The organism is Caballeronia sp. SL2Y3 (assembly GCF_022879575.1).
GTDB lineage: Bacteria > Pseudomonadota > Gammaproteobacteria > Burkholderiales > Burkholderiaceae > Caballeronia.
Map to the genome: position 1 here is coordinate 457143 of NZ_CP084260.1, position 23993 is coordinate 481135.

Below are 23993 nucleotides of genomic sequence, written 5' to 3' on the forward strand. Positions count from 1 at the left end.
CGCAACGCCGTGTCACGATGGCGTGCCGCATCGGTCATGGTTCAAAGCATGCCTCCCGTTCGGAGACACTCGCGTGTCCGCGCCCGCACACGAAAAAGCCGATGCCGCCGCAAAGCCGCCGCGGCAGGGCAGGCGTGACGCAGGGCAGGCGCGACGCCTTAGCGATGCGCGAGCAACATGCCGCGCAGATCGGCGAAAACCTGTTCGGCAGAGAGTTCGCGCAGGCAGTTCAGATGGCCGAGCGGACACTCGCGGGAAAAGCACGGACTGCACTCAAGATGAAGCCATTGTACCTTTGCGACGTCGGACAAGGGCGGCGTGTGGCGCGGATCGGTGGAGCCGTACACCGCGACGAGCGGACGTTTGAGCGCTGCCGCCACGTGCATCAGCCCGGAGTCGTTGGTGACGACGGCGCTCGCCCGGGCGATCAGCGCGCACGCTTCGCCGAGCGATGTCTGGCCGCACAGATTGCGCACGTTCGGCGCGCGCTCCGCGATGGCCTGCGCGGCCGCCGAATCTTTCTTCGACCCGAGCGCGACGATGCGCGCATACGGAAACGACTGCGCGACGAACTGCGCGAGCGACGCAAAGTGCTCGGGCGGCCAGCGCTTGGCCGGGCCGTACTCCGCGCCGGGGCAGAACACGACGAGCGGCGCGCGCGTATCCAGATTGAAGCGCGCCGACACGCGCGCCGCTTCGTTCGGATCGGCTTCGAGGCGCGGCACGGGCAAAAGCGGCGCGTCGCTTGCCGCTGCGTCGTGAGCCTGCGCGTAGCGGTCGATGAACGGCAGCTTCGCGCCCGGCGCATAGGCGAGGGCGGCATACTGCGCGGTCATCGGCGGGCGCTCGGTCTTCGGCGGATTCGGATGTCGCACGTTCAAGAGCCCGTAACGCGCCTCGCCCTTGTAGCCGATGCGCAGCCGGATGCCCGCCATCCACGGAATCAGCGCGGACTTGGCGGAATTGGGCAGCACGTACGCGGCGTCGTAGCCGACATCGCGCAGGTCGCTCGCAAGCTGCCAGCGGCGCAGCAGTTGCAGCTTGCCGTGCGCGAGATCCGTCGCGTAGACGTCGCGGATTTCCGGCATGCGTTCGAGCACGGGCGCGACCCAGGTCGGCGCGACGGCATCGATTGCGATGCGCGGATGATGCTTTCGCAAAAGCGTGAACAGCGGCTGCGCCATCAACGCGTCACCGATCCAGTTCGGTGCTATAACCAGCGCACGGCGCATCAGTCGTTTTCCGGTCTCAAAATAGTGGCGGCTCGCCGCATCGGGCGGCGGGACGTCGGTCGTGTGGTGTCATGGCGCGGCGGCCATGCGGCGAAAAGAAGCGAGAGCGAACGAAAGCGCGCGCTCGGGAGAACCCGGAACGCGCGCATCGACGACGCTCGGAGAGTGCTTCGGCGAGCTTAGTGGCCTTTGACGACTTCGCCGTCCTTCAGCTTGTAGCGCGTGCCGCAATACGGGCAGCGCGCTTCGCCGTGCGTCACGTCGAGGAACACGCGGGGATGCGCGCTCCAGCGTTGCATCTTCGGATTCGGGCAGAACGCGGGGATATCTTTCGCCGACAATTCCACCAGCGGCATTTCCTTCAGGTCGCTCATTGCTATCTCTTTCAATGTCGTTCGTTGCTGTCGTCTTTCGCGCGAGGGCGCGGCCCTCGCGGCGTCAGACTTTCGCGAGCCAGCTCGCGTACTTTTCGTTCTTGCCGCCGACCACGTCGAAGAACGCGCTTTGCAGCTTCTCCGTGATCGGGCCGCGCTTGCCCTCGCCGATGGTGCGGTTGTCGAGTTCGCGGATGGGCGTGACTTCGGCGGCCGTGCCGGTGAAGAACGCTTCGTCGCACGTATAGACTTCGTCGCGCGTGATGCGTTTCTCGATGACCGGGATGCCGAAGTCGCGCGCCAGCGTGATGACCGTGTCGCGCGTGATGCCGTCGAGGCACGACGACAAGTCCGGCGTGTACAGCTTGCCGTTGTTCACGAGGAAGAAGTTTTCGCCAGAGCCTTCGGACACGTACCCGTCCACGTCGAGCAGCAGGGCTTCGTCATAACCGTCGGTGACGGCTTCCTGATTCGCGAGAATCGAGTTCACGTACCAGCCGGAGGCCTTCGCGCGCACCATCGACACGTTGACGTGATGGCGCGTGAACGACGACGTCTTCACGCGGATGCCCTTCGCGAGCCCGTCTTCGCCGAGATACGCGCCCCACGGCCACGCGGCGATGGCCACGTGAATGGTGTTGCCCTTGGCCGAGACGCCGAGCTTTTCTGAGCCGACCCAGATGATCGGGCGGATATAGCACGATTCGAGCTTGTTCTCGCGCACGACTTCGAGCTGCGCGGCTTCGAGCGTCGCGTGATCGAACGGGACTTCCATCTGGAAGATTTTCGCCGAGTTCAGAAGGCGCTTGGTGTGCTCCTTCAGGCGGAAAATGGCCGTTCCCTGGGCGGTCTTGTACGCGCGCACGCCCTCGAATACGCCCATGCCGTAGTGCAGCGTGTGCGTCAGAACGTGGATGTTGGCGTCTCGCCAGTCGATGAGCTTGCCATCCATCCAGATCTTGCCGTCGCGGTCGGCCATTGACATACGGTTCTCCTAGCTGTCTCGTTCAGAAATTCGATGAATCCGGGTGAATCTCCGGGTGAATCTCGGGGTGAATCTTCCCCTTCCGCGCGTTGCCGGCGCTGTCGGCTGCAAGAGCGGTCAAAGTTCGTCATTTTAGCGTCTTTTCGCGATCAAACTGGATGGGAAGCGCCTTTCACGCCGCTATACTTTGCCTTTCGCCGCGAACCGGCAAGCTGCCCGAAAGCGTCGTGCCGACCGGGCAAGCGGCAAGCTGCGCCGAGTCGTCCGTTTTTCGCGGTGCCGGCGCGCGGCGTTTCCACATATCGTCATCGCGGCAATGCAGCCGCGCACCCTTGCATGCTCCACCGGCTATCCGACACGAATCGCCGCGCATTTTTCGACGGTGCCCGCGCTTTCTCTCCCGCCGTCATGGCGACGTTCTCGTGGGGGCTCGTCACCGGCGTCGCCATGACGAAATCGGTGCTCACGGTGCCGCAGGCGCTCGGCATGTCGCTCGCGGTGTACGCGGGGTCGTCGCAACTCGCCGTGCTGCCGCTCTTGGCCGCCAGGCTGCCGCTCTGGACCGTGCTCCTCACCGCCGCCATGGTGAATCTGCGCTTCGTCATCTTCAGCGCCGGGCTCGCGCCGCACTTCTCCTATCTGCCGATGTGGCGGCGCCTCGCGATCGGCTACTTCAACGGCGACATCATCTATCTGATGTTCTCCGCGCGGAATTTCCCCGTCGGCCGGCAGCCCGGCAAGGAAGCGTTCTTCTGGGGGCTCGCGCTCGCGTGCTGGCTCGCGTGGCAGGCTTCGTCGGTGGCGGGGATTCTGCTCGCGAGCCTCATCCCCGACAACTGGGGGCTGGAACTGGCGGGAACGCTGGCGCTGATTCCACTGATCGTCTCCGCGATCGCCACACGCTCGACGCTCGCCGCGGTCGTCGTTGCGAGCGTGGTCGCGCTGCTCGCGTTTCATCTGCCGTATCGCTTCGGCTTGCCGCTCGCGGTGTTCGCCGCGCTGCTGGCCGGCACGCTCGCCGATTCCATCGCGGAACGGGCGCGCCCGGCGGCTCCGCGTGCCAGCGACGCCGAAGCGCCCGCCGCGCCGGATGCAGCGGCCGACGCCGAGCCCGGCCCCGCGAGGCCCGCGCGATGACCACGCTCCAGATCTGGCTCGCGATTCTCGGCATGGGTGTGGTGACCGCGGCGACGCGCGCATTCTTCCTGATCGGCGGCGAGCGCACCGTGCTGCCGCCGCGCGTGCAACGCGTGCTGCGCTACGCGCCGGCCGCCGCGCTGGCGGGCGTCGTCGTGCCCGACGTGCTCGAAACGTCCGCCGGCTTCTCGATCGCGTTCTCGAATCATGCGGTGTGGGCGTCGCTCGCCGGCCTCGCATATTACGTGTGGCGGCGCGGCATGATGGGCACCATCGCTGTCGGCATGATCGTTTTCACGCTGCTGCGCCTCGCCGCGTGAGGCGCGCTGCACGCCAAATACGCATCATCAAGAATCACCGGCTAATAGCGGGCGGGGTGATCGGTTAAAATGTCGGTCTTTCCTGTCGCATGGAGCGAGGTCGAAAGTGAGTCCGGCAGTCACCGCAACGGTTCCGAAGCTCGCCGCCTCCGGCTTGTCCGCTGCGTCCGTGTCTGCGCGCTTGGCGCGTATCTCTCTCCGCGTCTCACTCCACTCGACCCTCGGCACGTTCGCGCGGCATGCGCCGGCCGCTCGTTCCGCTCGCGTCTTTCTGTTCCCAGTTTCCGTTTTCAGTCCCCGCACCGAATTTGCAACGAACCGGCCGGCGTTCGTCCGGCCATCTTCGCCCGAACCGCTTTTCTGACTAACGTTGACTCCCATGACGAAAGTACTGCGTTTCACCGATCTGATCGCCGAAGGCAAAGTCTCCGGCAAGCGCGTGTTCATCCGCGCGGACCTCAACGTGCCGCAGGACGACGCCGGCAACATCACCGAGGACACGCGCGTGCGGGCCTCGGTCCCGGCGATCAAGGCGGCGCTCGATGCCGGCGCGGCCGTGATGGTCACGTCGCATCTGGGCCGCCCGACCGAAGGCCAGTTCAAGCCGGAAGACTCGCTCGCGCCGGTCGCGGCGCGTCTCGCGGAACTGCTAGGTCGCGACGTGCCGCTCGTCGCCGACTGGGTGGACGGCGTCGACGTGCAGCCGGGTAATGTCGTGCTGCTCGAAAACTGCCGCTGCAACAAGGGCGAGAAGAAGAACGACGACGGCCTCGCGCAGAAGCTCGCGAAGCTCTGCGACATCTACGTCAACGACGCCTTCGGCACCGCGCACCGCGCCGAAGCGACCACGCACGGCATCGCCAAATACGCGCCCGTTGCGTGCGCCGGTCCGCTGCTCGCCGCTGAACTCGACGCGCTCGGCAAGGCGCTCGGCAACCCGAAGCGCCCGCTCGTGGCTATCGTCGCCGGTTCGAAAGTGTCGACGAAGCTCACCATTCTGAAGTCGCTCGCCGAGAAGGTCGATCAGCTGATCGTCGGCGGCGGCATCGCGAACACGTTCATGCTGGCGTCGGGACTCAAGATCGGCAAGTCGCTGGCCGAAGCCGATCTCGTCGGCGAGGCGCAGGAAATTATCGGAGAGGCGCGCGCGCGCGGCGCATCGGTGCCTATTCCGAGCGATGTCGTGACCGCGAAGGAATTCGCCGCGACCGCGAAGGCCGAAACGAAGCCCGTCGCCGATATCGCCGACGACGACATGATTCTCGACATCGGCCCGGATACCGCCAACGCGCTCGCCGCGCAGCTCGCGACGGCGGGCACCATCGTGTGGAACGGCCCGGTCGGCGTGTTCGAATTCGACCAGTTCGGCAACGGCACGAAGACGCTGGCGCAGGCCATCGCGAATTCGTCGGCGTTCTCGATCGCGGGCGGCGGCGACACGCTCGCGGCCATCGCGAAGTACGGCATCCACGACAAGGTCAGCTACATCTCGACCGGCGGCGGCGCGTTCCTCGAGTTCCTCGAAGGCAAGACGCTGCCGGCGGTGGAAGTGCTCGAGTCGCGGGCGTAACGCCGGGTGACGGCCCGAGACAATCCGGCGAAAGCAGCAAGGAAGGGCGCGCACGCAGCCGGCGGCGCGCAAGCGGATGTCATCGACAACGGCAGTCAACCCGATGCCGCCGCCGTTGCGGCTGTCGTCATCGCTGACGCGGCTCTGAGTGAAGAGCCGCATGTGGAAGAACAGACGGCTGCTGTCGTCACCATCGGCGGCATGCCCGTTCATGCCGCGCAGCCCATCGATAAAGCGACGCCGGCACGAACCGGCGCGCGCGCGCAGCCAGTGAGCAACACGTCACTGCAAGCGCAACGTGCTCGCAGCCTGGTTACGGCCGTTCCCAAAGAGACGAGGAAAGACATGCATCGCGCCACCAAGATTGTCGCCACCATCGGTCCGGCGTCGAGTAATCCGGACATCCTGCTGCAGATGATGCAGGCCGGGCTCGACGTCGTTCGCTTCAACTTCTCGCACGGCACCGCCGACGATCATCGCCAGCGCGCCGAGTGGGTGCGCGAGGCGGCGCGGCAGGTCGGCCGCGAAGTCGCGATCATGGCGGACCTGCAAGGCCCGAAGATTCGCGTCGGCAAGTTCGAGAACGGCAAGACCATGCTGGTCGCGGGCAACACGTTCATCCTCGATGCGAACTGCGAGATGGGCAACAACGACCGCGTCGGCCTCGACTACAAGGATCTGCCGCGCGATCTGCGTGCAGGCGACGTGCTTCTGCTCAACGACGGCCTGATCGTGCTCGACGTGACGCGCGTGATCGGCGAGGAGATTCACACGACCGTGAAGGTCGGCGGCGAGCTGTCGAATAACAAGGGCATCAACCGGCAGGGCGGCGGGCTCACCGCGCCCGCGCTCACCGAGAAGGACATGGAGGACATCAAGACGGCGATGTCGCTCGGAGCGGATTTCGTCGCGGTGTCGTTCCCGAAGAACGCGACGGACATGGAAATGGCGCGGCAACTGGCGAACATCGCCGGCGCGCCGTACGGCATCAAGCCGAAGATGATCGCGAAGATCGAGCGCGCCGAGGCCATTCCGGCGCTGCAAGGCATCCTCGACGCCTCCGACGGCATCATGGTCGCGCGCGGCGATCTGGCGGTCGAAGTGGGCAACGCGGCAGTGCCCGCGCTGCAAAAGCGCATGATCCGCATGGCGCGCGAGTCGAACAAGCTCGTGATCACGGCCACGCAGATGATGGAATCGATGATCCACGCGCCCGTGCCGACGCGCGCCGAAGTGTCCGACGTGGCGAACGCCGTGCTCGACGGCACCGACGCCGTCATGCTTTCCGCCGAAACGGCGGCGGGCAAGTATCCGGTGACGACCATCGAAACGATGGCCGCCGTGTGCATCGAAGCGGAGAAGTCCGAGGAATCGCAACTGGACCGCGATTTTCTCGACCGCACGTTCACGCGCATCGACCAGTCGATCGCGATGGGCGCCTTGTTTACCGCATTCCATCTGGGCGCGAAGGCCGTTGTCGCGCTGACGGAATCCGGCTCGACGGCGCTGTGGATGTCGCGTCACTGGACGCATGTGCCGATCTTCGCGCTGACGCCGCGCGTGGGCAGCGAGCGGACGATGGCGCTGTATCGCAATGTCACGCCGCTGCATCTCGACACCAACATGGATCGCGATACGGCGCTGAATCAGGCGCTCGAAGTGGTCGTGTCCAAAGGCTATGCGGCGCGCGGCGACATGGTCGTGCTCACCGTCGGCGAGCCGATGGGACAGGCGGGCGGCACGAACACGCTGAAGATCGTGCGCGTCGGCGACCATTTCTGATCGGCGCGTTTCGACGTATGGCAAGGCGTTCGCGGTTCGGTCCGCGAACGCCGAATAGCGCGCCAAGGCCGGAAGCTGCTGAGAAGCTCGAAAGAAGCGAAGAGCAGAACCGTGCGCGCGAAGGATTTCGTTTCGCATCCTGGAGTTTCTCAATGCCTCTCGTATCAATGCGTCAACTGCTGGATCACGCAGCCGAACACGGCTACGGTCTCCCGGCATTCAACGTGAACAATCTGGAACAGGTGCAGGCCATCATGTCGGCGGCGAACGAAGTCAACGCGCCGGTCATCATGCAGGCGTCGGCCGGCGCGCGGAAGTACGCGGGCGAAGCGTTTCTGCGGCATCTGATCGAAGCGGCCGTGGAGTCGTATCCGCACATTCCGGTCGTGATGCATCAGGATCACGGACAGTCGCCGGCCGTGTGCATGGCGGCGATCCGCTCCGGTTTCACGAGCGTGATGATGGACGGCTCGCTCGAAGCGGACGGCAAGACCGTCGCGTCGTACGAGTACAACGTCGATGTGTCGCGCAAGGTGGTCGAGTTCTCGCATTCCATCGGCGTCACGGTCGAAGCCGAACTCGGCGTGCTGGGCTCCCTGGAAACCATGAAGGGCGACAAGGAAGACGGCCACGGCGCGGAAGGCACGATGACGCGCGAGCAGTTGCTGACCGACGTGGAGCAGGCCGCCGACTTCGTGAAGCTCACGCAGTGCGACGCGCTCGCCATTGCCATCGGCACGTCGCACGGCGCGTACAAGTTCTCGAAGAAGCCGACCGGCGATATCCTCGCGATCGACCGCATCAAGGAGATTCACCAGCGCATTCCGAACACGCATCTGGTGATGCACGGCTCGTCGTCGGTGCCGCAGGAGTTGCTGGCCGAAATCCGCGAGTTCGGCGGCGACATGAAGGAAACGTACGGCGTGCCGGTCGAGGAGATTCAGGAAGGCATCAAGCACGGCGTGCGCAAGGTGAACATCGACACGGACTTGCGTCTCGCGATTACCGGCGCGATTCGCCGTTATCTGTTCGAAAATCCGTCGAAGTTCGATCCGCGCGACTATCTGAAGCCCGCGCGCGAGGCAGCGAAAGAAATCTGCCGTCAGCGGTACATGCAGTTCGGCTGCGAGGGCATGGCGGGCAAGATCAAGCCCGTCACGCTCGACAAGATGGCCGAGAAGTACAAATCCGGCGAACTCGCGCAGATTGTCCGGTGAGCGGCGCAGGTCTCACGCAGGTCTCACGCAGGTCTCAATCAAGCTCGCTTCATTTGTAAAGTAAAATCAACGGGTTCCGGCGACGGGACCCGTTCGCTTTTTTTCCATCGCCGCCGCGCCAGGCTCGCGGCGGCGATTCACTTTTTTCGGCACCTTTTCGGTACATGACGATGTCCACGCTCTACGAATCCACGATCAAATCGCTGCCGCTGCTCGGCCGTGGCAAGGTCCGCGACAACTACGCCGTCGGCAACGACAAGCTGCTGATCGTGACCACCGACCGCCTTTCCGCCTTCGACGTCGTGATGGGCGAGCCGATTCCGAACAAGGGCCGCGTGCTCAATCAGATGGCCGATTTCTGGTTCGACAAGCTCGGCCATATCGTGCCGAACCACAACACGGGCATCGATCCGGCATCGGTGGTCGCGCCGGACGAAGTCGAGCAGGTGAAGGGCCGCGCGGTCGTCGTGAAGCGCCTGGAACCGATTCTCGTCGAAGCAGTGGTGCGCGGCTATCTCGCGGGCAGCGGCTGGAAAGACTATCAGGCGACGGGCGCCGTTTGCGGCGTGCAACTGCCGCCGGGCCTGCAAAACGCCGAGAAGCTGCCCGAGCCGATCTTCACGCCGGCGGCGAAGGCCGAGATGGGCCATCACGACGAGAACATCACTTACGACGAGATGGAGCGCCGCATCGGCACGGAACTGTCGGCGACCATCAAGCGCATCTCCATTCAGCTCTACAAGGAAGCGGCCGAATACGCGGCCACGCGCGGCATCATCATCGCGGATACGAAGTTCGAGTTCGGCCTCGACAACAAGGGCGAACTGTTCCTCATGGACGAAGTGCTCACCGCCGATTCGTCGCGCTTCTGGCCGGCGGACGGCTACACGGTGGGCACGAATCCGCCGTCGTTCGACAAGCAGTTCGTGCGTGACTGGCTCGAAACGCAGCCGTGGAAGAAGGAACCGCCCGCGCCGAAGCTGCCGGAAGACGTGATCGCGAAGACGTCGGAGAAGTATCAGGAAGCGCTGCAACGCATCACGGGCAAGACGCTGTCGTAATGTCGGCACGCGCGCCGTGGCACCGACACCGGCACGGCGCGCTCGGATCGAGGGAAAAGCAATGAGCGAAGTACAGACCGGAGCGCATGCGCACGACGCGCCGCTCGTCGGCGTGTTGATGGGCTCCAGTTCCGACTGGGACGTGATGAAGAACGCGGTCGCGATGCTGCAGGAGTTCGGCGTGCCATACGAGGCGAGGGTCGTCTCCGCGCACCGCATGCCGGACGAGATGTTCGCGTACGCGGAAAACGCGCGGCAACGCGGCCTGCGCGCGATCATCGCGGGCGCGGGCGGCGCGGCGCATTTGCCGGGCATGCTCGCTGCGAAGACGACGGTGCCCGTGCTCGGCGTGCCGGTGGCGAGCAAGTATCTGAAGGGCGTCGATTCGCTGCATTCGATCGTGCAGATGCCCAAAGGCGTGCCCGTCGCGACGTTTGCAATCGGCGAGGCCGGCGCGGCGAACGCGGCGCTCTTCGCGGTATCCATTTTGAGCGTGACGGATGCCCGCTATGCCGAGGCGCTCGCCGCGTTTCGCGTGAAGCAGAATCAGGCCGCGCACGACATGACGCTGCCGCCGCTCTGAGCGTTCCGTTGACCGAGCCGCGCGCGGCGCGCGGCGTCGGCGAAACTCCCCATACAGGTTATCGGCCAGCCCCACGATGAACCCACACAACTCCCCGAATTCCCCCATTCTGCCGGGCGCGTGGCTCGGCATGGTCGGCGGCGGCCAGCTCGGCCGCATGTTCTGCTTCGCGGCGCAATCCATGGGCTATCGCGTGGCCGTGCTCGATCCGGACGAAACGAGTCCGGCAGGCGCGGTCGCGGATCGCCATATCCGCGCCGCCTACGACGACGAAACCGCGCTCACCGAGCTTGGCCGGCTGTGCGCGGCGGTATCGACCGAATTCGAGAACGTGCCGTCCACGAGCCTCGATTTTCTGGCGTCGCTCACGTTCGTGAGTCCGGCGGCGAGTTGCGTCGCGATTGCGCAGGATCGCGTCGCCGAGAAGCGTTTCATCGCCGGGGCCGGCGTGCCGGTCGCGCCGCACGTGGTGATCGAATCGCCGGAAGCACTCGCCGCGCTGTCCGACGATGAAATCGCCGCCGTGCTGCCGGGCATTCTCAAGACCGCGCGCCTCGGTTACGACGGCAAAGGCCAGGTCAGCGTGCGCAACGTGGAAGAAGTGCGCACGGCGTACGGCTCGTTGTCGGGCGTGCCGTGCGTACTGGAAAAGCGCATGCCGCTCAAATACGAAGTGTCGGTGCTGATCGCGCGCAGCGGCGACGGCAAGTCCGCCGTGTTTCCGCTCGCGCAGAACACGCATGTGAACGGCATTCTCGCGAAGACCGTGGTGCCCGCGCCGGACGCGTCGGACGCGCTCGTCGCGCAGGCGCAGGACGCCGCGCTCACCATCGCCGCGAAGCTCGGCTACGTGGGCGTGCTGTGCGTCGAATTTTTCGTGCTGGAAGACGGCTCGCTGATCGCGAATGAAATGGCGCCGCGTCCGCACAATTCCGGCCATTACACGGTCGATGCCTGCGCCACGAGCCAGTTCGAGCAGCAGGTCCGCGCGATGACCGGCATGCCGCTCGGCGACACGCGCCAGCATTCGCCGGCCGCCATGCTGAACCTGCTCGGCGATATCTGGTTCGAAGGGGGCCAGGCCGACAAGCCGCGCCCGCCCGCCTGGCCCGAAGTCGTCGCCATGCCGGCGGCGCGGCTGCATCTCTACGGCAAGGAGGAAGCGCGTCCCGGCCGCAAGATGGGGCACATCAACTTCACGGCGGCGACGCTCGAGGAAGCGCGCACGGCGGCGCGCGACTGCGCGCGCATGCTGCATATCGCGCTCGACTGAACTTTCAGGCAGTAGCTGCAATGACCATCATTCTCCCGAGCGCCGCGCAGATCGACGAAGCCGCGGCCCTGCTCGACGCGGGCGAACTCGTCGCGTTTCCGACCGAAACGGTGTACGGCCTCGGCGCCGATGCCGAGAACCCGGCGGCGATCGCGCGAATCTATGCCGCGAAGGGCCGGCCGGCGAATCATCCGGTGATCGTGCATCTCGCGCCAGAGGCCGATCCCGGCTATTGGGTGCGCGAGTTGCCGCACGATGCGCAGAAGCTCATCGACGCGTTTTGGCCCGGTCCGCTGACCCTGATCCTGAAGCGTGCCGCGCATATTCCGGCGGCCGTGAGCGGCGGGCAGGACTCGGTCGGGATTCGCTGTCCTTCGCATCCGGTGGCGCAGCAGCTTTTGTCGGCGTTTCATGCGCGGCGTCAAGGAACGGGCAAGCAAGCGGGCGTGGCCGGGCCTTCGGCGAACCGTTTCGGGCACGTCAGCCCGACCACGGCGCAACACGTGCGCGACGAGTTCGGCAGCGCGGTGCATGTGCTCGATGGCGGCGCGGCGGATGTCGGCATAGAATCGACCATTCTGGATTTGTCGCGCGGCTTTCCGGCGTTGCTGCGGCCGGGGCATGTGAGCCCGCAGGCCATTGCCGACGTGATCGGCACCGCGCCGCGTCTGCCCGATGGCGGCGATGCGACCGCGCCCCGCGCGTCGGGCACGCTCAAGGCGCACTACGCGCCGCGCACGCCGCTGGCGCTATTGCCGTTCGCGGCTATCGAGCCGTTGCTCGCGGCCTTCGATCGCGCGAGTGGCGGGGCGCTTGCGTTGGTCGCGCGGCCGTCGAGCGCGGGCGAGTGGGCGCACGCGCCGCATGTGCATTTTGTCGCCGCGCCCGAAGATCCACAGAGCTATGCGCGCGAGCTTTATGGCTTGCTGCGGGCGTTGGACCGCGCGAATGTCGAGCGCATCTTGATCGAAAAGCTGCCAGAAACGGTGGAATGGATCGCGGTGAATGACCGCTTGGGGAGAGCGGCTGCGGCGTTCGAGGAGCAGGAGTAGCCGGCGTCTCGAACAACTCTTGCCGATATGAATCTCCAATAATGTCGGCCGACGATTTCTTCGTTGCTTGGTTTCGGATTTTTCGTATGGTCGGTTGCACTGACGTAAAGTATTAAGTCGTTCGCCCGAATCATTGAGACGGATTCTCCAACAAACGCAATGATGCGTAAAAACCCGCGTCTGTGTTAATCAATTCCAGGCGTCGCGCGTTAGAATTCCGCATTCCTAACAAAACCGAATCCTTCGGCTTATCGCCTGCTGCCGCAACACTTGCGGCGGATGAGGCCGTGCACCGGCGTTACTCGCTCCCTCGTTAAACGTTACTTCCATTCGAATCAAGGATTCTCGATGAACCCTGCCGACTCGTTTCTGGACTCTCCCGACTTCATCAAAATGAGCGCCGAAGTCGTAGAAGCGCGACGTATGTATAACGGGCGTCGACTTTGGCGGGCGACGAACGGAGTCGTTCAACACGGCCTTCTGAAAGGCTATTTCCTCGGGGAACGGGCCACGTGGCGCTACGAAGATACGGGAACGAAACTGGTCGGACTCTACGAACTCGAAGTATGCGAACTTATTCGCAGCATCCATCGCGGGCGCAGCACGCTCATTGATCTCGGCGCGGCCGACGGATTCTACGCAATAGGATTAGTTTGCACGGGCGTTTTCGGACGCTCGATATGCTACGAGATCGACGAAGCCAGCCGCGACAACTTGAGAAGTCTCGCAATTGAACGGGGCGTCGAACACCGGGTGACCATTTTGGGCGCAGCGACGCCGACATTTGCGGAAGAACTCGCTGCTCAGGGCGTCGATTTCGAAGACTCGGTCGTGCTTTGCGATATCGAAGGACATGAATTCGACACGCTCACGCGGGACTGCCTCCGCACGCTGAGGCATGCGCACGTCATCGTCGAAATTCATGACTTCATGATTGTCGGCCCAGACCGGGAGAAATGGCTGCCGAATCTGATCGCCCGCGCGAGCGAATACTTCATTGTCACGGAGATAAAAGTCGGCGCTCGCGACTTATCGCAGATTCCCTTGATAGCCGACCACTGGACCGACTCCGACCGTTGGCTTCTTTGCTCAGAAGGCCGGGCGAAGCCGATGACCTGGCTTCACTTCGCGCCGAAGTCAGATTCCGGAACGATATAACCGCATCATCTTTTTCACACGAATTTTTACGCTGCAATCGGACACCTTGGCCGGAAGCCGACATGCAGTGAAAGGAGGCGGGTTCAACGCGCTATCTATTATAAGGAATCCTTGACATGTATAAAACGAATTTCCGACTCAAACCGATTATCGCCGCTGTCGTCGCCAGTCTCGCGGGCCTCGCGATGAACTCAGCGTCCGGACAAGCCATCGTCCTCGGCACCGGAACGACGTCGGCGAGCACAGGTGTTCTGATCGGGAACAACGGGGCGCATAGCAACATCGAGGAAAGCGTGGTCGTCGGCGATGGCGCAGTCGTAAACGGCGGAAACCAGTCACCCGATCAAGCCTCCGTGGCGATCGGTTCCGGCGCGCAAGCGCAACAGAACGGCGTGGTGATCGGCCGTAACGCGATTGCGACCAACAACCAGGCCACCGCGATTGGCGACAACGCCAACGCGGGCTATCGCGCCGTGGCTTTCGGCATCGATTCGTCCGCGGCGGACGCTGCCGTGGCGGCCGGTGCAGGCAGCATCGCTTCGAACGCCGCCGTTGCAATAGGGCGCAACGCGAACGGAAGCGGAAGCAGTGCCGTGGCGATTGGCAGCAATGCGGTGGGGCAAGGCGCGACGTCGGTGGCGCTCGGCAACAGTACGACATCCGCGGGTCAAAACTCGGTGGCCATCGGCAACTATGCGTATGCGAAAGGCGATAACTCCGTGGTGCTTGGCGCGAGCAGTTATGACGGCGGCCAAAGCAATGTCGTAAGTGTGGGCAGTGTCGGTTCGGAACGACGCATCATCAACGTGTCGGCCGGCACGCAAGGCACGGACGCAGTGAACCTCAATCAGCTTCGGCTAGTGGCCAACGGCACGGCGTCGGCGCTAGGCGGCGGCGCTTTCGCGCTGCCCGATGGAAGCATTGTCGTGCCGTCGTACGTCGTCAACGGCGTGACGTATCACGATGTCGGCAGCGCGCTGGGCGGCGTGGACAGTTCTCTCACGAACATCAACACGACCATCGCGAACATCGTGAACAATTCGAACCCCACGAACGGCGCAACCGATCCGGGCGCGCTGCGATACGACGCGAAGAGCGATTCGTCACCGGATTTCGGCAACGTGACCCTCGCCGGTGCGAACGGCACGGCGATTCACAACCTCGCCGCCGGCTCGTCCGACATGGATGCCGTGAATGTCGGCCAGCTCAACTCCGCGATGTCCGTCATCACCAATAAAATCGCGAACATATCGGTCGGAGGCGGCTCGAATCCGCTGTTTGCGGCTGACGGCAATGCATCGACCGAAGCGGCCGTCGCAAGCGGCGCGCAATCGACGGCAATGGGCGCGAACGCAAAAGCAACCGCCGATGGCGCGGTTGCAATCGGGGCGAACTCGCTTGCCGATCGCGCGAATACGGTGTCGGTCGGCTCGGCGGGCAATGAGCGGCAGGTCGTCAACGTCGCCGCCGGGACGCAGGGCACCGATGCCGTCAATGTCAATCAACTGAACGGCGCGGTGCAGCAAGCCAACGGCTATACGGACAGAGCGGTGTCCAGTGCCAACGCGTACACGGACAGGGCGGTTTCGGCTGGCGTTCAACAGTCGAAGAACTACACCGACAAAGCCGTGGCCGCGGTCCTCGCCATGCCGAGCATTCCCATGCTCCAGGCCGGCGATAAATGGGTCGGCACCAGCATGGGCGCTTACGGCAGCCGTATCGGAATCGGCGTTGCGGCGGCGTATCAGGCGTCTGCGAATCTGAACGTTGGAATGGCCGTTTCCACGACCGATAGCGGGTCGGCGGGCATCAAAGCGCAAGTCGGATACCGCTGGTAATCGGCATGCACTGCGGGCGGCGCATGTTTCCGCGCAAATAGTTAGTAATGCTGACGGATGGCAACGAATCGGGCTCGTCGCGGAATCGTGCTCGCCGGGCGAAATTGCGACGTTGAAGAACTGAGCGCGCGCGTCGAAGTTCTGAGCGCATCAGAAACAAAGCCGCCCGGGCCGAAACCCGGGCGGCTTCGAGAGCGCGCATAACGCGCGAAGTTACTTCCCGAGTCCCGATTTCGCGATCGTCTGCTCGGCGGTCTGCGCGTAGAGCGCGTGCAGATGCGTCGTCGGATGCACCGTATCGGCGTACATGTAGGTCTGGTCCGCGCCGGCGACGGTCTGCGTCTGCGGCGAGCAGAACAGCGACGTGGCAAACGCCTGCGGATTCGGCTCGCCGAACTTCTGCGCGGCCGCCGCCATCGCCTGAAGGTTGCAGGCCGTGCCGGTATTCGACACCGCGAACCCGTACTGCTGATAGTTCGCCGTGATATTAGCGAGCGCCGGGACGATATCGAGATAAATCACCTTCGACATGAGTCCGGTTCGCGTCAGCGCGCCTGCGAGCACCTGATTGAAACCGAGCGATGCCTGCGTGAGCAGCGCGCGCGTCGCCGCATTGCTCGTCACGCCCTGCGGCGTCGCGCCGATATCCGGCACGTTCGACACCAGCACGTGCGTGGCGCCGCTTCCCACGATCTTGCCGATCACGCCCGCGAGATCGACGGCCGCCTGTCCGATCGCCGCCTGCGCCTGCGCGGCGGTGATCTGCCCGGCCTGCACCGCGGTCAGGTTGTAGAGAATGTCGTTCGCGCCGCCGTTGACGATCACGAGCTGATTCGCATTGAAGCTGCCATGCGACGACAGATAGTTCGTCACCTGCTGCACGACCGGCACCGTCAGCGCGCCCGTGTAGTTGGCCGGGTCGGTGCTCTGATGACCGACGCCGATCGGATTCGTCACGCGTGATCCGCCTTGCGCGTAGCCCAAGCCCGCGAGCGTGGTCGGCGGCGTGCCGAAGCCGCCGCTCATAGCGGGCGTGAGCGTGTCGCCGTAATACTTCGCGACGTCCTGCACCCAGATTTCGCCGGGGTTCGTCGTGAAGCGTCCGCCGCCGAAGTTCGCAGCCGCGACAGGCGAATAGGTGCCGACATCGGAGAGGCTGTCGCCGAAGGACACGACTTGCAGCTTGATGCCGCCTGCGGGCGTCGAATTGTTGTCGTCGCCGCCGCCGCCGCACGCTGCGATGAAGGCGAATGCCGCGCTCGCGGCCGCGATGCGCGTGGTGCGCACGACGACAGCGCGCATCGAGAGTTGCTTCTTCATGGACCTCGTCTCCGTTTTCGGTGTTTTGTAGTTGTTTCTCGCGGCGCTCGCGGCCGCCTTACTGCTGTGTCATTGCTGTGTCACTGCTGCGTCCATTGTGCCGCAAAGCGGGCGCATGTCGAGCGATGCGGCCAGTTCTGGACCTGCCGCGCGACCGGCGACGCGCGCCGTTTCGACAGCGTACACGGCGCGCGAGCCTTGGCGGGCGCGACTTCGTAGAAGAAATATTCGGCTCTCGCGCACGGTCGTTCGCAAGAATCGCGGGTTTTGCAGGATTGCCGTTCGGGCAACGCCGTGCATGCGCGCTTAGTCTTCGATGCCAGGCTTGCGCGAGCCTTCGTAGACCCATTCGAGCAGCGCATCGTGGGCCGCGCGCGCCGCTTCGGCGCGCGGATCGTTGATGAAGCTCACGACCACATAGCTTTCGCCGTTGGCCGCACCGACGTAGCCCGCGATGGCGCGCACGTCGCGCAGCGTGCCGGTCTTGATGTGCGCATTGCCGCCCGCGCCCGCGTTCGTGAGGCGGTTGCGCATGGTGCCGTCCACGCCCGCAATGGGCAGCGATTCTACGAAGACCTGCGCGACCGGGCTGGCGTTCGCGGCCTCCAGCACATGGGCGAGCGAGCTCGCGGAAATGGCTTCGTCGCGCGAGAGCCCGGAGCCGTTGTCGAGCGAGAGACCGTCCATCGGCAGCGCGTTGCGGCGAAGGAAGGTCTGGATGGCCTGCGCGGACTTCGCGGTCGTCGCGGGCGGCTTCGACTGCACCGCGCCGATGGTCAGGAACAGGTTGCGCGCCATCACGTTGTTGCTGAACTTGTTGATGTCGCGGACGATGTCCGAGAGCACCGGGCTGCGATGCGTGCCGACGAGCCGCGCGCCCGAAGGCGTCGGGCCTTCGCGCGTCGCGCCCTGGAAGGTGCCGCCCGCCTGCTTCCACAGCGCGAGAAAGCCGCCCGCGAAGAAGGTCGAGTGGTCGAGCGCGGCGACGTTGATGGTGCGCGAGCCGCAGCGCAGCGGATAGTCGCCGATGAACGACGCCTGCACGAAGCCGCCCTGCGTCTGCGCGACGCTCGGCGATGCCGCCGGCAGCGTGCCCGCGCACGCGCCGCGCGTGACACGCAGTTCGTTGTCGATCTGAAGCTGCGCGAGCTGCGGCAGCACGTCGATGGACACTTGCCCGTCCGGATTCGGCGTCAGCGTGAACGAAAGCGACTTGAACGCATACAGCAGCGGATCGGGGCCGACGTTGTACGGCGCGGCTTCGTCGCTGTCGAAGGCGGGCAGATCGCGCGTGGACGCGTCGAAGTAACGCTTGTCGAGCACGAGCGCGCCGTCTATGCCGGTGATGCCGTTCTTGCGAATCTGCTCGACGAGATCGATCAATTCTTCCGGCACGAGCTTCGGGTCGCCAGTGCCCTGAATGTAGAGGTTGCCGTGCAAGACGCCTTGCGCGTCCACGTCGCCATCGGCGTAGGCGGTCGTCTTCCAGCGGTAGTCCGGGCCGAGCAGCGAAAGGCCCGCGTAGGTGGTGACGAGCTTCATCGTCGAGGCGGGGAGCATCGGTCTCTCCGCGTTGATCGCGACGAGCGGCTCCGGCGCGCCGATTCGCTGCACGACGACGCTCATCGACGAAAGCGGCACGTGCGCGCGGGCGAGCGCGCTCATCACGGAGGCGGGCAGGGGACCCGCCGGCGCGACGCGTGCGGCCTTCTCCGCCTTGGCGCTTTTCTTCGCGCCCAAAGCGCCGCGCGCCGCGCGCTCGGGCGCGTGCTTCTGCGAGTCGGACCGCGTGCCGCCGCGGGCGTGCGCGTCCGGTGCGTGGGACAGTCCGGCGCAGGCGAGCGCCGCCGCGAAAGCGAGGGCCGACAGACGCGCGGAAAGTGAACGGGGAATCGGGGAAAAGAGCGGCATACGGAACATGCGTTCTTGGTGTGAGTTCTGAGACTGCCCCGCGCGGCTGGGCCGGGCCGCGCGGGCGAAGCGGCTATTGTAGACAAGCCGGCTTGCGGAAATCGTACGCGGCGGGCGGAGCGGGCTTGCGGTTAAGTCCGGCTTAAGCCTGCGGCCGAGCCGCGCGGCTAAAATGAGCCGCACACACATCTTCCCGAATCACCATGCGAATCCTGCTAGTCGAAGATGACCGGATGATCGCCGAGGGCGTGCGCAAGGCGCTGCGCGCGGACGGCTTCGCGGTCGATTGGGTGCAGGACGGCGAGGCCGCGCTCACGGCTGTCAGCGGCGAGGCCTACGACCTGATGCTGCTCGACCTCGGCCTGCCCAAGCGCGACGGCCTCGACGTGCTGAAGACGCTGCGCGCCCGCGCGAACGCGCTGCCGGTGCTGATCGTCACGGCGCGCGATGCCATCGCGGATCGCGTGAAAGGTCTCGACGCCGGCGCGGACGATTATCTCGTCAAACCCTTCGATCTCGACGAACTCGGCGCCCGCATGCGCGCGCTGATCCGCCGCCACGCGGGCCGGGGCGAATCGCTGGTGCGGCATGGCAATCTGACGCTCGATCCGGTCGGTCATCAGGTGACGCTCGCGGGCGCGCCCGTCGCGCTCTCGGCGCGCGAGTTCGCGCTCCTCGAAGCGTTGATGGCGCGGCCCGGCGCGGTGCTTTCCAAGAGCCAGCTCGAAGAAAAAATCTACGGCTGGGGCGAGGAAATCGGCAGCAATACCGTCGAGGTGTATATCCATTCGCTGCGCAAGAAGCTCGGCGCCGATCTCATCCGCAACGTGCGCGGCTTGGGCTACATGGTCGCGAAGGACGCCTGATGCGGTCGATTCGCCGCCAGCTTCTCGTCTGGCTGCTCGCGCTCGTGCTCGTGGGTGTGGGCTTCGCGGGATGGCTCATCTACCGGCAGGCGCTCGCCGAAGCCAACGAACTCTTCGATTACCAGCTTCAGCAGATCGCGGCGGCGCTGCCTTCCGAGCCGTTCTCGTCGGTGCTCAGTTCGCGCAGCGAGACGGACGAAGGCGTGGTCATTCAGATCTGGAACCGCAACGGCGTGCTGATGTACTACTCGCATCCGCGCGTGCCGCTCGCTCCGCATGCCGAACTGGGCTTTTCCACCGAGACGACGCCGCGCGGCGAGTGGCGCGTGTATAGCGCGATCGTCGGCGATAACGTGGTGCAGCTTGCGCAGCCGCTGTCGATCAGAAACCGTGTCGCAGCCGGCGTCGCGTGGCGCACGCTGTGGCCGCTCGTGCTGCTGTTGCCGCTGCTCGGGCTCGCGATCTGGATCATCGTCGGGCGGGGGCTCGCACCGCTGCAGCGCGTGACGCGCGCGCTCGACTCGCGGCATCCGGAGGCGCTCGATCCGCTGTCGGACCAGCGTCTGCCGCAGGAAGTGCGGCCCCTCGTGCGCGCGCTCAATGCGCTGCTCGCGCGGCTTTCCACGGCGCTCGACACGCAGAAGGCGTTCGTCGCGGATGCCGCCCACGAACTGCGCACGCCGCTCGCCGCCGTGAAGATTCAGGCGCAGCTCGTCGGGCGCGCCAAGGACGACGCCGCGCGCCGCGAGGCGCTCACCGATCTGGACGAAGGCATCGGGCGCGCGACGCGGCTTGCGGAGCAACTGCTCGCGCTTGCGCGGTCGGAGCCGGACGGCAAGGCGGTCGCGGCTGCCGTCGATCTGCGGGCGCTCCTCGACGACTGCGTGCGCGCATACGTGCTCGTCGCGCAGGAACGCGGCGTCGATCTGGGCGTCGAGGCGAGCGAACCGGCGATGGTCATCGGCGATCCGAATTCGCTGCGCGTGATGCTCAACAATCTCATTGATAACGCGATCAAGTACACGCCGAAGGGCGGGCGCGTCGATGTGTGCCTGAAGGTCGCGGCAGGGCGGCCGATCGTCGAAATCGCGGATAGCGGGCCGGGCATTCCCGAAGAAGAACGCGAAAGGGTGTTCGACCGGTTTTATCGCGTGGGCGCAGGGGTGAATCGCGCGCGCACCGACGTGGCGGGCAGCGGGCTCGGGCTCGCAATCGTGCGGCGGATCGCGGTTCAGCATGGCGCGGTCGTGTCGCTGGGCGAATCGGTTGCTGGCGGCCTGAAGGTCACCGTCGAGTTCGCGGCGGGAACGCGAGGGCGGGACTGAGGGGAGTCTTTGCTGCCTCGGCGCGTGCTGGACCGGCATCATCGGCGTCGGTCAGCGGCCGGGAATTCCTTGTTCGCAAGCACGAACCTTGAGTTCGGTCGGTAATTGTTCTGGAGACGAATCTGCGTGCCGCGCTAGTCTGTAGCGCGTAGGTTTCCTCGTGCGTGCCGTTGCCCCGAGGCTTTGTTGGCATTCCTTATCTTGAGAAGTGGCAGCATCCGCGCACGGTCGATTCGATCTGCACGCAACGAACCTTCCGCCGGGCGCCAACGGCACGGACGCGGCCAAGCGTAATCAGATTGACGCGGTGCGTATGGCGCCGACGCGACTGCGCAGCACGCGTGGTCGTTGCCACGCCGGCCATGCGAAGTATCGGGTTGCGGCAGGCGAACAACGGTGGTCGTGGGCTACCAAAGGTTGGGCGACCGATCTCGCGTGCCATCGATCGGTTCCAGCGACAGCCGGTGGCTCGTCCAGATGCGGCCCGATCCCCAGCACCGCGACGTTCATGGGAGCGATCGGTTCGGCCTCGAACGGCATCGCAACCGGAGCGGACGACGGCCAAGCGGCTCGCGCGACGTACCGAGCAGCGCAAGCAGCTAGAAAACCGAAGAGGCCAACCAACCAGTCATCCGAAAGAGTAGCCGCCTCACCGCGCCTCGCTCGCCACAACCGCCGCAGTCACGACAGCAGAAGCAAACCCATCTTACGCCACCCTCATCGTTTAAGAGACGTTTAAGCCACGCCCCGTAATCTTCGTTCATCCCACTGCGCCAACTTCTCAAGCGCATTGCAATCCGTCAGGAGCACACGATGAAAGCGAAGATCCTCACCCGCAGCGCCGTCGCAGCCGCCGTCGCCGTTGCCTTGTCGGCAGGCTATGTCGCCGGTCACAACAACATCCCCGCGCCGCAGGTTATTGCCCCCGCGCAAGCCGCGATGATGCCGGCCGAAGCCGCCGCCAAAACGGGCGTGCCCGACTTCTCCGGCCTCGTCGAAACGTACGGCCCGGCCGTGGTCAACATCAGCGCGAAGCATCTCGTCAAGCAGACGTCCGCGCGCCGCAGCCAGAACCAGTTGCCGATGGACCCGGACGACCCGTTCTACCAGTTCTTCAAGCGCTTCGGCGTCATGCCGGGCTTCGGCGGCGGAGATAACGGCCCCGGCGCGGACCGTCCGAGCGAAGGGCTCGGTTCAGGCTTCATCGTGAGCAGCGATGGCTACATTCTGACGAACGCGCACGTCGTCGATAACGCGAACGTCGTCACCGTCAAGCTCACGGACAAGCGCGAGTATCGCGCGAAGGTGATCGGCTCGGACAAGCAGTCCGACGTCGCCGTGCTGAAGATCGACGCGAAGAACCTGCCGACGGTCAAGATCGGCGATCCGAACGGCAGCAAGGTCGGGCAGTGGGTCGTGGCGATCGGCTCGCCCTACGGCTTCGATAACACCGTGACCTCCGGCATCATCAGCGCGAAGTCGCGGTCGCTGCCGAACGAGAACTACACGCCGTTCATCCAGACCGACGTGCCGGTGAATCCGGGCAACTCGGGCGGCCCGCTCTTCAACCTGCAAGGCGAAGTCATCGGCATCAATTCGATGATCTACTCGCAGACGGGCGGCTTCCAGGGCCTTTCGTTCGCGATCCCGATCAACGAAGCCATCAAGGTCAAGGACGCGCTCATCAAGACCGGTCATGTGGACCGCGGCCGCCTGGGCGTCACCGTGCAGGCGATGAACCAGACGCTCGCGAATTCCTTCGGCATGAAGTCGCCGCAGGGCGCGCTCGTGAGCTCGGTCGAGCCGGGCGGACCGGCCGCGAAGGCCGGCCTGCAACCGGGCGACGTAATCACCGCACTGAACGGCGTGCCGGTGACGGATTCGACCTCGCTGCCGTCGCAAGTGGCCGGCTTGTCGCCGGGCAGCTCGGCGAAGGTGCAAGTGTGGCGCGACAAGGGCTCGAAGGAATTGACCGTGACCGTCGGCGCGCTCAAGGACGCGAAGACCGCCAGCGCGGACGCGAACGGCGATCAGGGCGGCGCGTCGCAGGATGCGCGGCTCGGCGTCGCGGTGCGGCCGCTCACGCCGGACGAAAAGCAGCAGGCTTCGCTTTCGCGCGGACTCGTCGTGCAGCAGGCGAGCGGCGCGGCGGCGAGCGCGGGCATTCAGCCGGGCGACGTGATCCTCGCGGTCAACGGCCAGCCGGTCACGAGCGTGCAGCAGCTCAAGTCGATGGTCGCGCACGCCGGCGACAGCATCGCGCTTCTGATCCAGCGCGACGACGCGCAGATCTTCGTTCCGGTCGACCTCGGCTGACCCCGCGACGCGCGATGCGGGCACGGGCCATGCTCAAAGGCTCGCCGGGGCCCCATCGCGTGTCACCGCGCATCGGGCGTGACGCCGCTCTCGCCGTGGCGCGGCGGCATCGGATAAAGGAGCCAAGAAGATGAAGAGTAAAACGGGCAAACTGGCCGCGACGCTGATGGCGGCCGCATTGAGCGCCGGGCTGGCTGGCGGCGCGTGGGCGCAGCAGTCTGCGGATTCGGGCAATGCAGCGAGCGCCGGCACGAGCGATACGGGCAGCGCCGGCAACGCGAACGGCGGCGGCCTGCCGCAAATCCAGCAACAAGGCGATGTCTCGTACACGTCGGGCGGCGTGGGGCTCGACGAATCGCGCGCATTGTTGCGCGAACAGGGGCACTGGCCGCTCTCGTTGCGCTTCACGGGACCGACCGCCGATTACCTGTCGGGCGTGACCGTGCGCATCGTCGGCGGGAAGGGCGGCGAAGTGCTGAACACCGAATCGATGGGGCCGTACATGCTCGTCAAGCTGCCGCCGGGCAGCTATACGGTGTACGCCAAGTACAAGGATCAGGAAAAGAAGCAGGCCGTCAACGTGTCCGGGCCGGGCAAGGCGAAGGCTGCGTTTCATTGGAGCATTCAATGACGCGGTAGTCGCCGCATCCAATGCCGCCTCTGTCTTGCGGCG

The 23993-nt window shown here is 65.2% G+C and carries 20 protein-coding genes; 15 read left to right on the plus strand and 5 right to left on the minus strand.

What is annotated here, in order from left to right; genetic code table 11:
- Positions 1–158: 158 nt before the first annotated feature.
- From waaF to LDZ26_RS02210, 3 genes are all read right to left on the minus strand, one after another.
- The gene (gene waaF, locus LDZ26_RS02200) at positions 159–1232 is read right to left on the minus strand and encodes a lipopolysaccharide heptosyltransferase II (RefSeq protein ID WP_244847973.1); all 1074 of its coding nucleotides are present in this window, start codon (positions 1230–1232) and stop codon (positions 159–161) included.
- Positions 1233–1411: 179 nt separating this feature from the next.
- A complete protein-coding gene (locus tag LDZ26_RS02205) occupies positions 1412–1606 on the minus strand; it encodes a zinc-finger domain-containing protein (RefSeq protein WP_244847974.1) in 195 nt (64 codons plus the stop codon).
- Positions 1607–1670: 64 nt separating this feature from the next.
- Positions 1671–2591, minus strand: coding sequence for a branched-chain amino acid transaminase (locus LDZ26_RS02210; protein WP_244847975.1), 921 nt, complete (start codon positions 2589–2591; stop codon positions 1671–1673).
- 336 nt (positions 2592–2927) lie between these two features.
- Between LDZ26_RS02210 and LDZ26_RS02215 the strand changes: the two genes are divergently transcribed.
- The 11 genes from LDZ26_RS02215 (at position 2928) to LDZ26_RS02265 (ending at position 15582) form a co-directional block, all read left to right on the plus strand.
- Positions 2928–3728, plus strand: a complete 801-nt coding sequence (locus LDZ26_RS02215; RefSeq protein WP_244847976.1) for an AzlC family ABC transporter permease — start codon at positions 2928–2930, stop codon at positions 3726–3728.
- A complete protein-coding gene (locus tag LDZ26_RS02220) occupies positions 3725–4048 on the plus strand; it encodes an AzlD domain-containing protein (RefSeq protein WP_244847977.1) in 324 nt (107 codons plus the stop codon). Before LDZ26_RS02215 ends, LDZ26_RS02220 begins: the two co-directional genes overlap by 4 nt.
- Before the next feature lie 379 nt (positions 4049–4427).
- Positions 4428–5618 carry a phosphoglycerate kinase gene (locus tag LDZ26_RS02225; protein ID WP_244847978.1) on the plus strand — a complete coding sequence of 397 codons (1191 nt, stop codon included), beginning with the start codon at positions 4428–4430 and terminating at the stop codon, positions 5616–5618.
- A 345-nt stretch (positions 5619–5963) separates the two neighbouring features.
- Positions 5964–7400, plus strand: coding sequence for a pyruvate kinase (pyk, locus tag LDZ26_RS02230; protein ID WP_244848861.1), 1437 nt, complete (start codon positions 5964–5966; stop codon positions 7398–7400).
- A 152-nt stretch (positions 7401–7552) separates the two neighbouring features.
- Entirely contained in the window at positions 7553–8617 is a 1065-nt protein-coding gene (gene fba, locus LDZ26_RS02235; RefSeq protein WP_244847979.1) for a class II fructose-bisphosphate aldolase, read from the plus strand.
- 170 nt (positions 8618–8787) lie between these two features.
- Positions 8788–9678, plus strand: a complete 891-nt coding sequence (locus LDZ26_RS02240; RefSeq protein ID WP_244847980.1) for a phosphoribosylaminoimidazolesuccinocarboxamide synthase — start codon at positions 8788–8790, stop codon at positions 9676–9678.
- Between the two features lie 61 nt (positions 9679–9739).
- The gene (purE, locus tag LDZ26_RS02245; protein WP_244847981.1) at positions 9740–10261 is read left to right on the plus strand and encodes a 5-(carboxyamino)imidazole ribonucleotide mutase; all 522 of its coding nucleotides are present in this window, start codon (positions 9740–9742) and stop codon (positions 10259–10261) included.
- 76 nt (positions 10262–10337) lie between these two features.
- Positions 10338–11534 carry a 5-(carboxyamino)imidazole ribonucleotide synthase gene (locus tag LDZ26_RS02250; RefSeq protein WP_244847982.1) on the plus strand — a complete coding sequence of 399 codons (1197 nt, stop codon included), beginning with the start codon at positions 10338–10340 and terminating at the stop codon, positions 11532–11534.
- Between the two features lie 20 nt (positions 11535–11554).
- Positions 11555–12586: an L-threonylcarbamoyladenylate synthase gene (locus LDZ26_RS02255; RefSeq protein ID WP_244847983.1), complete on the plus strand. Its 1032-nt coding sequence runs from the start codon at positions 11555–11557 to the stop codon at positions 12584–12586.
- 348 nt (positions 12587–12934) lie between these two features.
- Complete coding sequence (locus LDZ26_RS02260; protein ID WP_244847984.1) at positions 12935–13744, plus strand: hypothetical protein; 810 nt, start codon at positions 12935–12937, stop codon at positions 13742–13744.
- A 116-nt stretch (positions 13745–13860) separates the two neighbouring features.
- Complete coding sequence (locus tag LDZ26_RS02265; protein ID WP_244847985.1) at positions 13861–15582, plus strand: YadA family autotransporter adhesin; 1722 nt, start codon at positions 13861–13863, stop codon at positions 15580–15582.
- Between the two features lie 213 nt (positions 15583–15795).
- Here the strand turns inward: LDZ26_RS02265 and LDZ26_RS02270 are convergent, their stop codons facing one another.
- Together LDZ26_RS02270 and dacB are read right to left on the minus strand one after the other, a co-directional pair.
- On the minus strand, positions 15796–16902 hold the full coding sequence (locus tag LDZ26_RS02270) for an SGNH/GDSL hydrolase family protein (protein ID WP_244847986.1): 1107 nt from the start codon (positions 16900–16902) through the stop codon (positions 15796–15798).
- Positions 16903–17208: 306 nt separating this feature from the next.
- Positions 17209–18813 carry a D-alanyl-D-alanine carboxypeptidase/D-alanyl-D-alanine-endopeptidase gene (gene dacB / locus LDZ26_RS02275; protein ID WP_244847987.1) on the minus strand — a complete coding sequence of 535 codons (1605 nt, stop codon included), beginning with the start codon at positions 18811–18813 and terminating at the stop codon, positions 17209–17211.
- Between the two features lie 203 nt (positions 18814–19016).
- Between dacB and LDZ26_RS02280 the strand changes: the two genes are divergently transcribed.
- The 4 genes from LDZ26_RS02280 (at position 19017) to LDZ26_RS02295 (ending at position 23951) form a co-directional block, all read left to right on the plus strand.
- Positions 19017–19679 (plus strand): response regulator, encoded by a 663-nt coding sequence (locus tag LDZ26_RS02280; protein ID WP_040051669.1) that lies wholly within the window; start codon positions 19017–19019, stop codon positions 19677–19679.
- Complete coding sequence (locus tag LDZ26_RS02285) at positions 19679–21004, plus strand: ATP-binding protein (protein ID WP_244847988.1); 1326 nt, start codon at positions 19679–19681, stop codon at positions 21002–21004. The genes LDZ26_RS02280 and LDZ26_RS02285 overlap by 1 nt, the downstream gene beginning before the upstream one ends.
- An 813-nt stretch (positions 21005–21817) precedes the next feature.
- Positions 21818–23320 carry a DegQ family serine endoprotease gene (locus tag LDZ26_RS02290; protein WP_244847989.1) on the plus strand — a complete coding sequence of 501 codons (1503 nt, stop codon included), beginning with the start codon at positions 21818–21820 and terminating at the stop codon, positions 23318–23320.
- 130 nt (positions 23321–23450) lie between these two features.
- Positions 23451–23951, plus strand: a complete 501-nt coding sequence (locus tag LDZ26_RS02295; protein ID WP_244847990.1) for a carboxypeptidase regulatory-like domain-containing protein — start codon at positions 23451–23453, stop codon at positions 23949–23951.
- Positions 23952–23993: the final 42 nt, after the last annotated feature.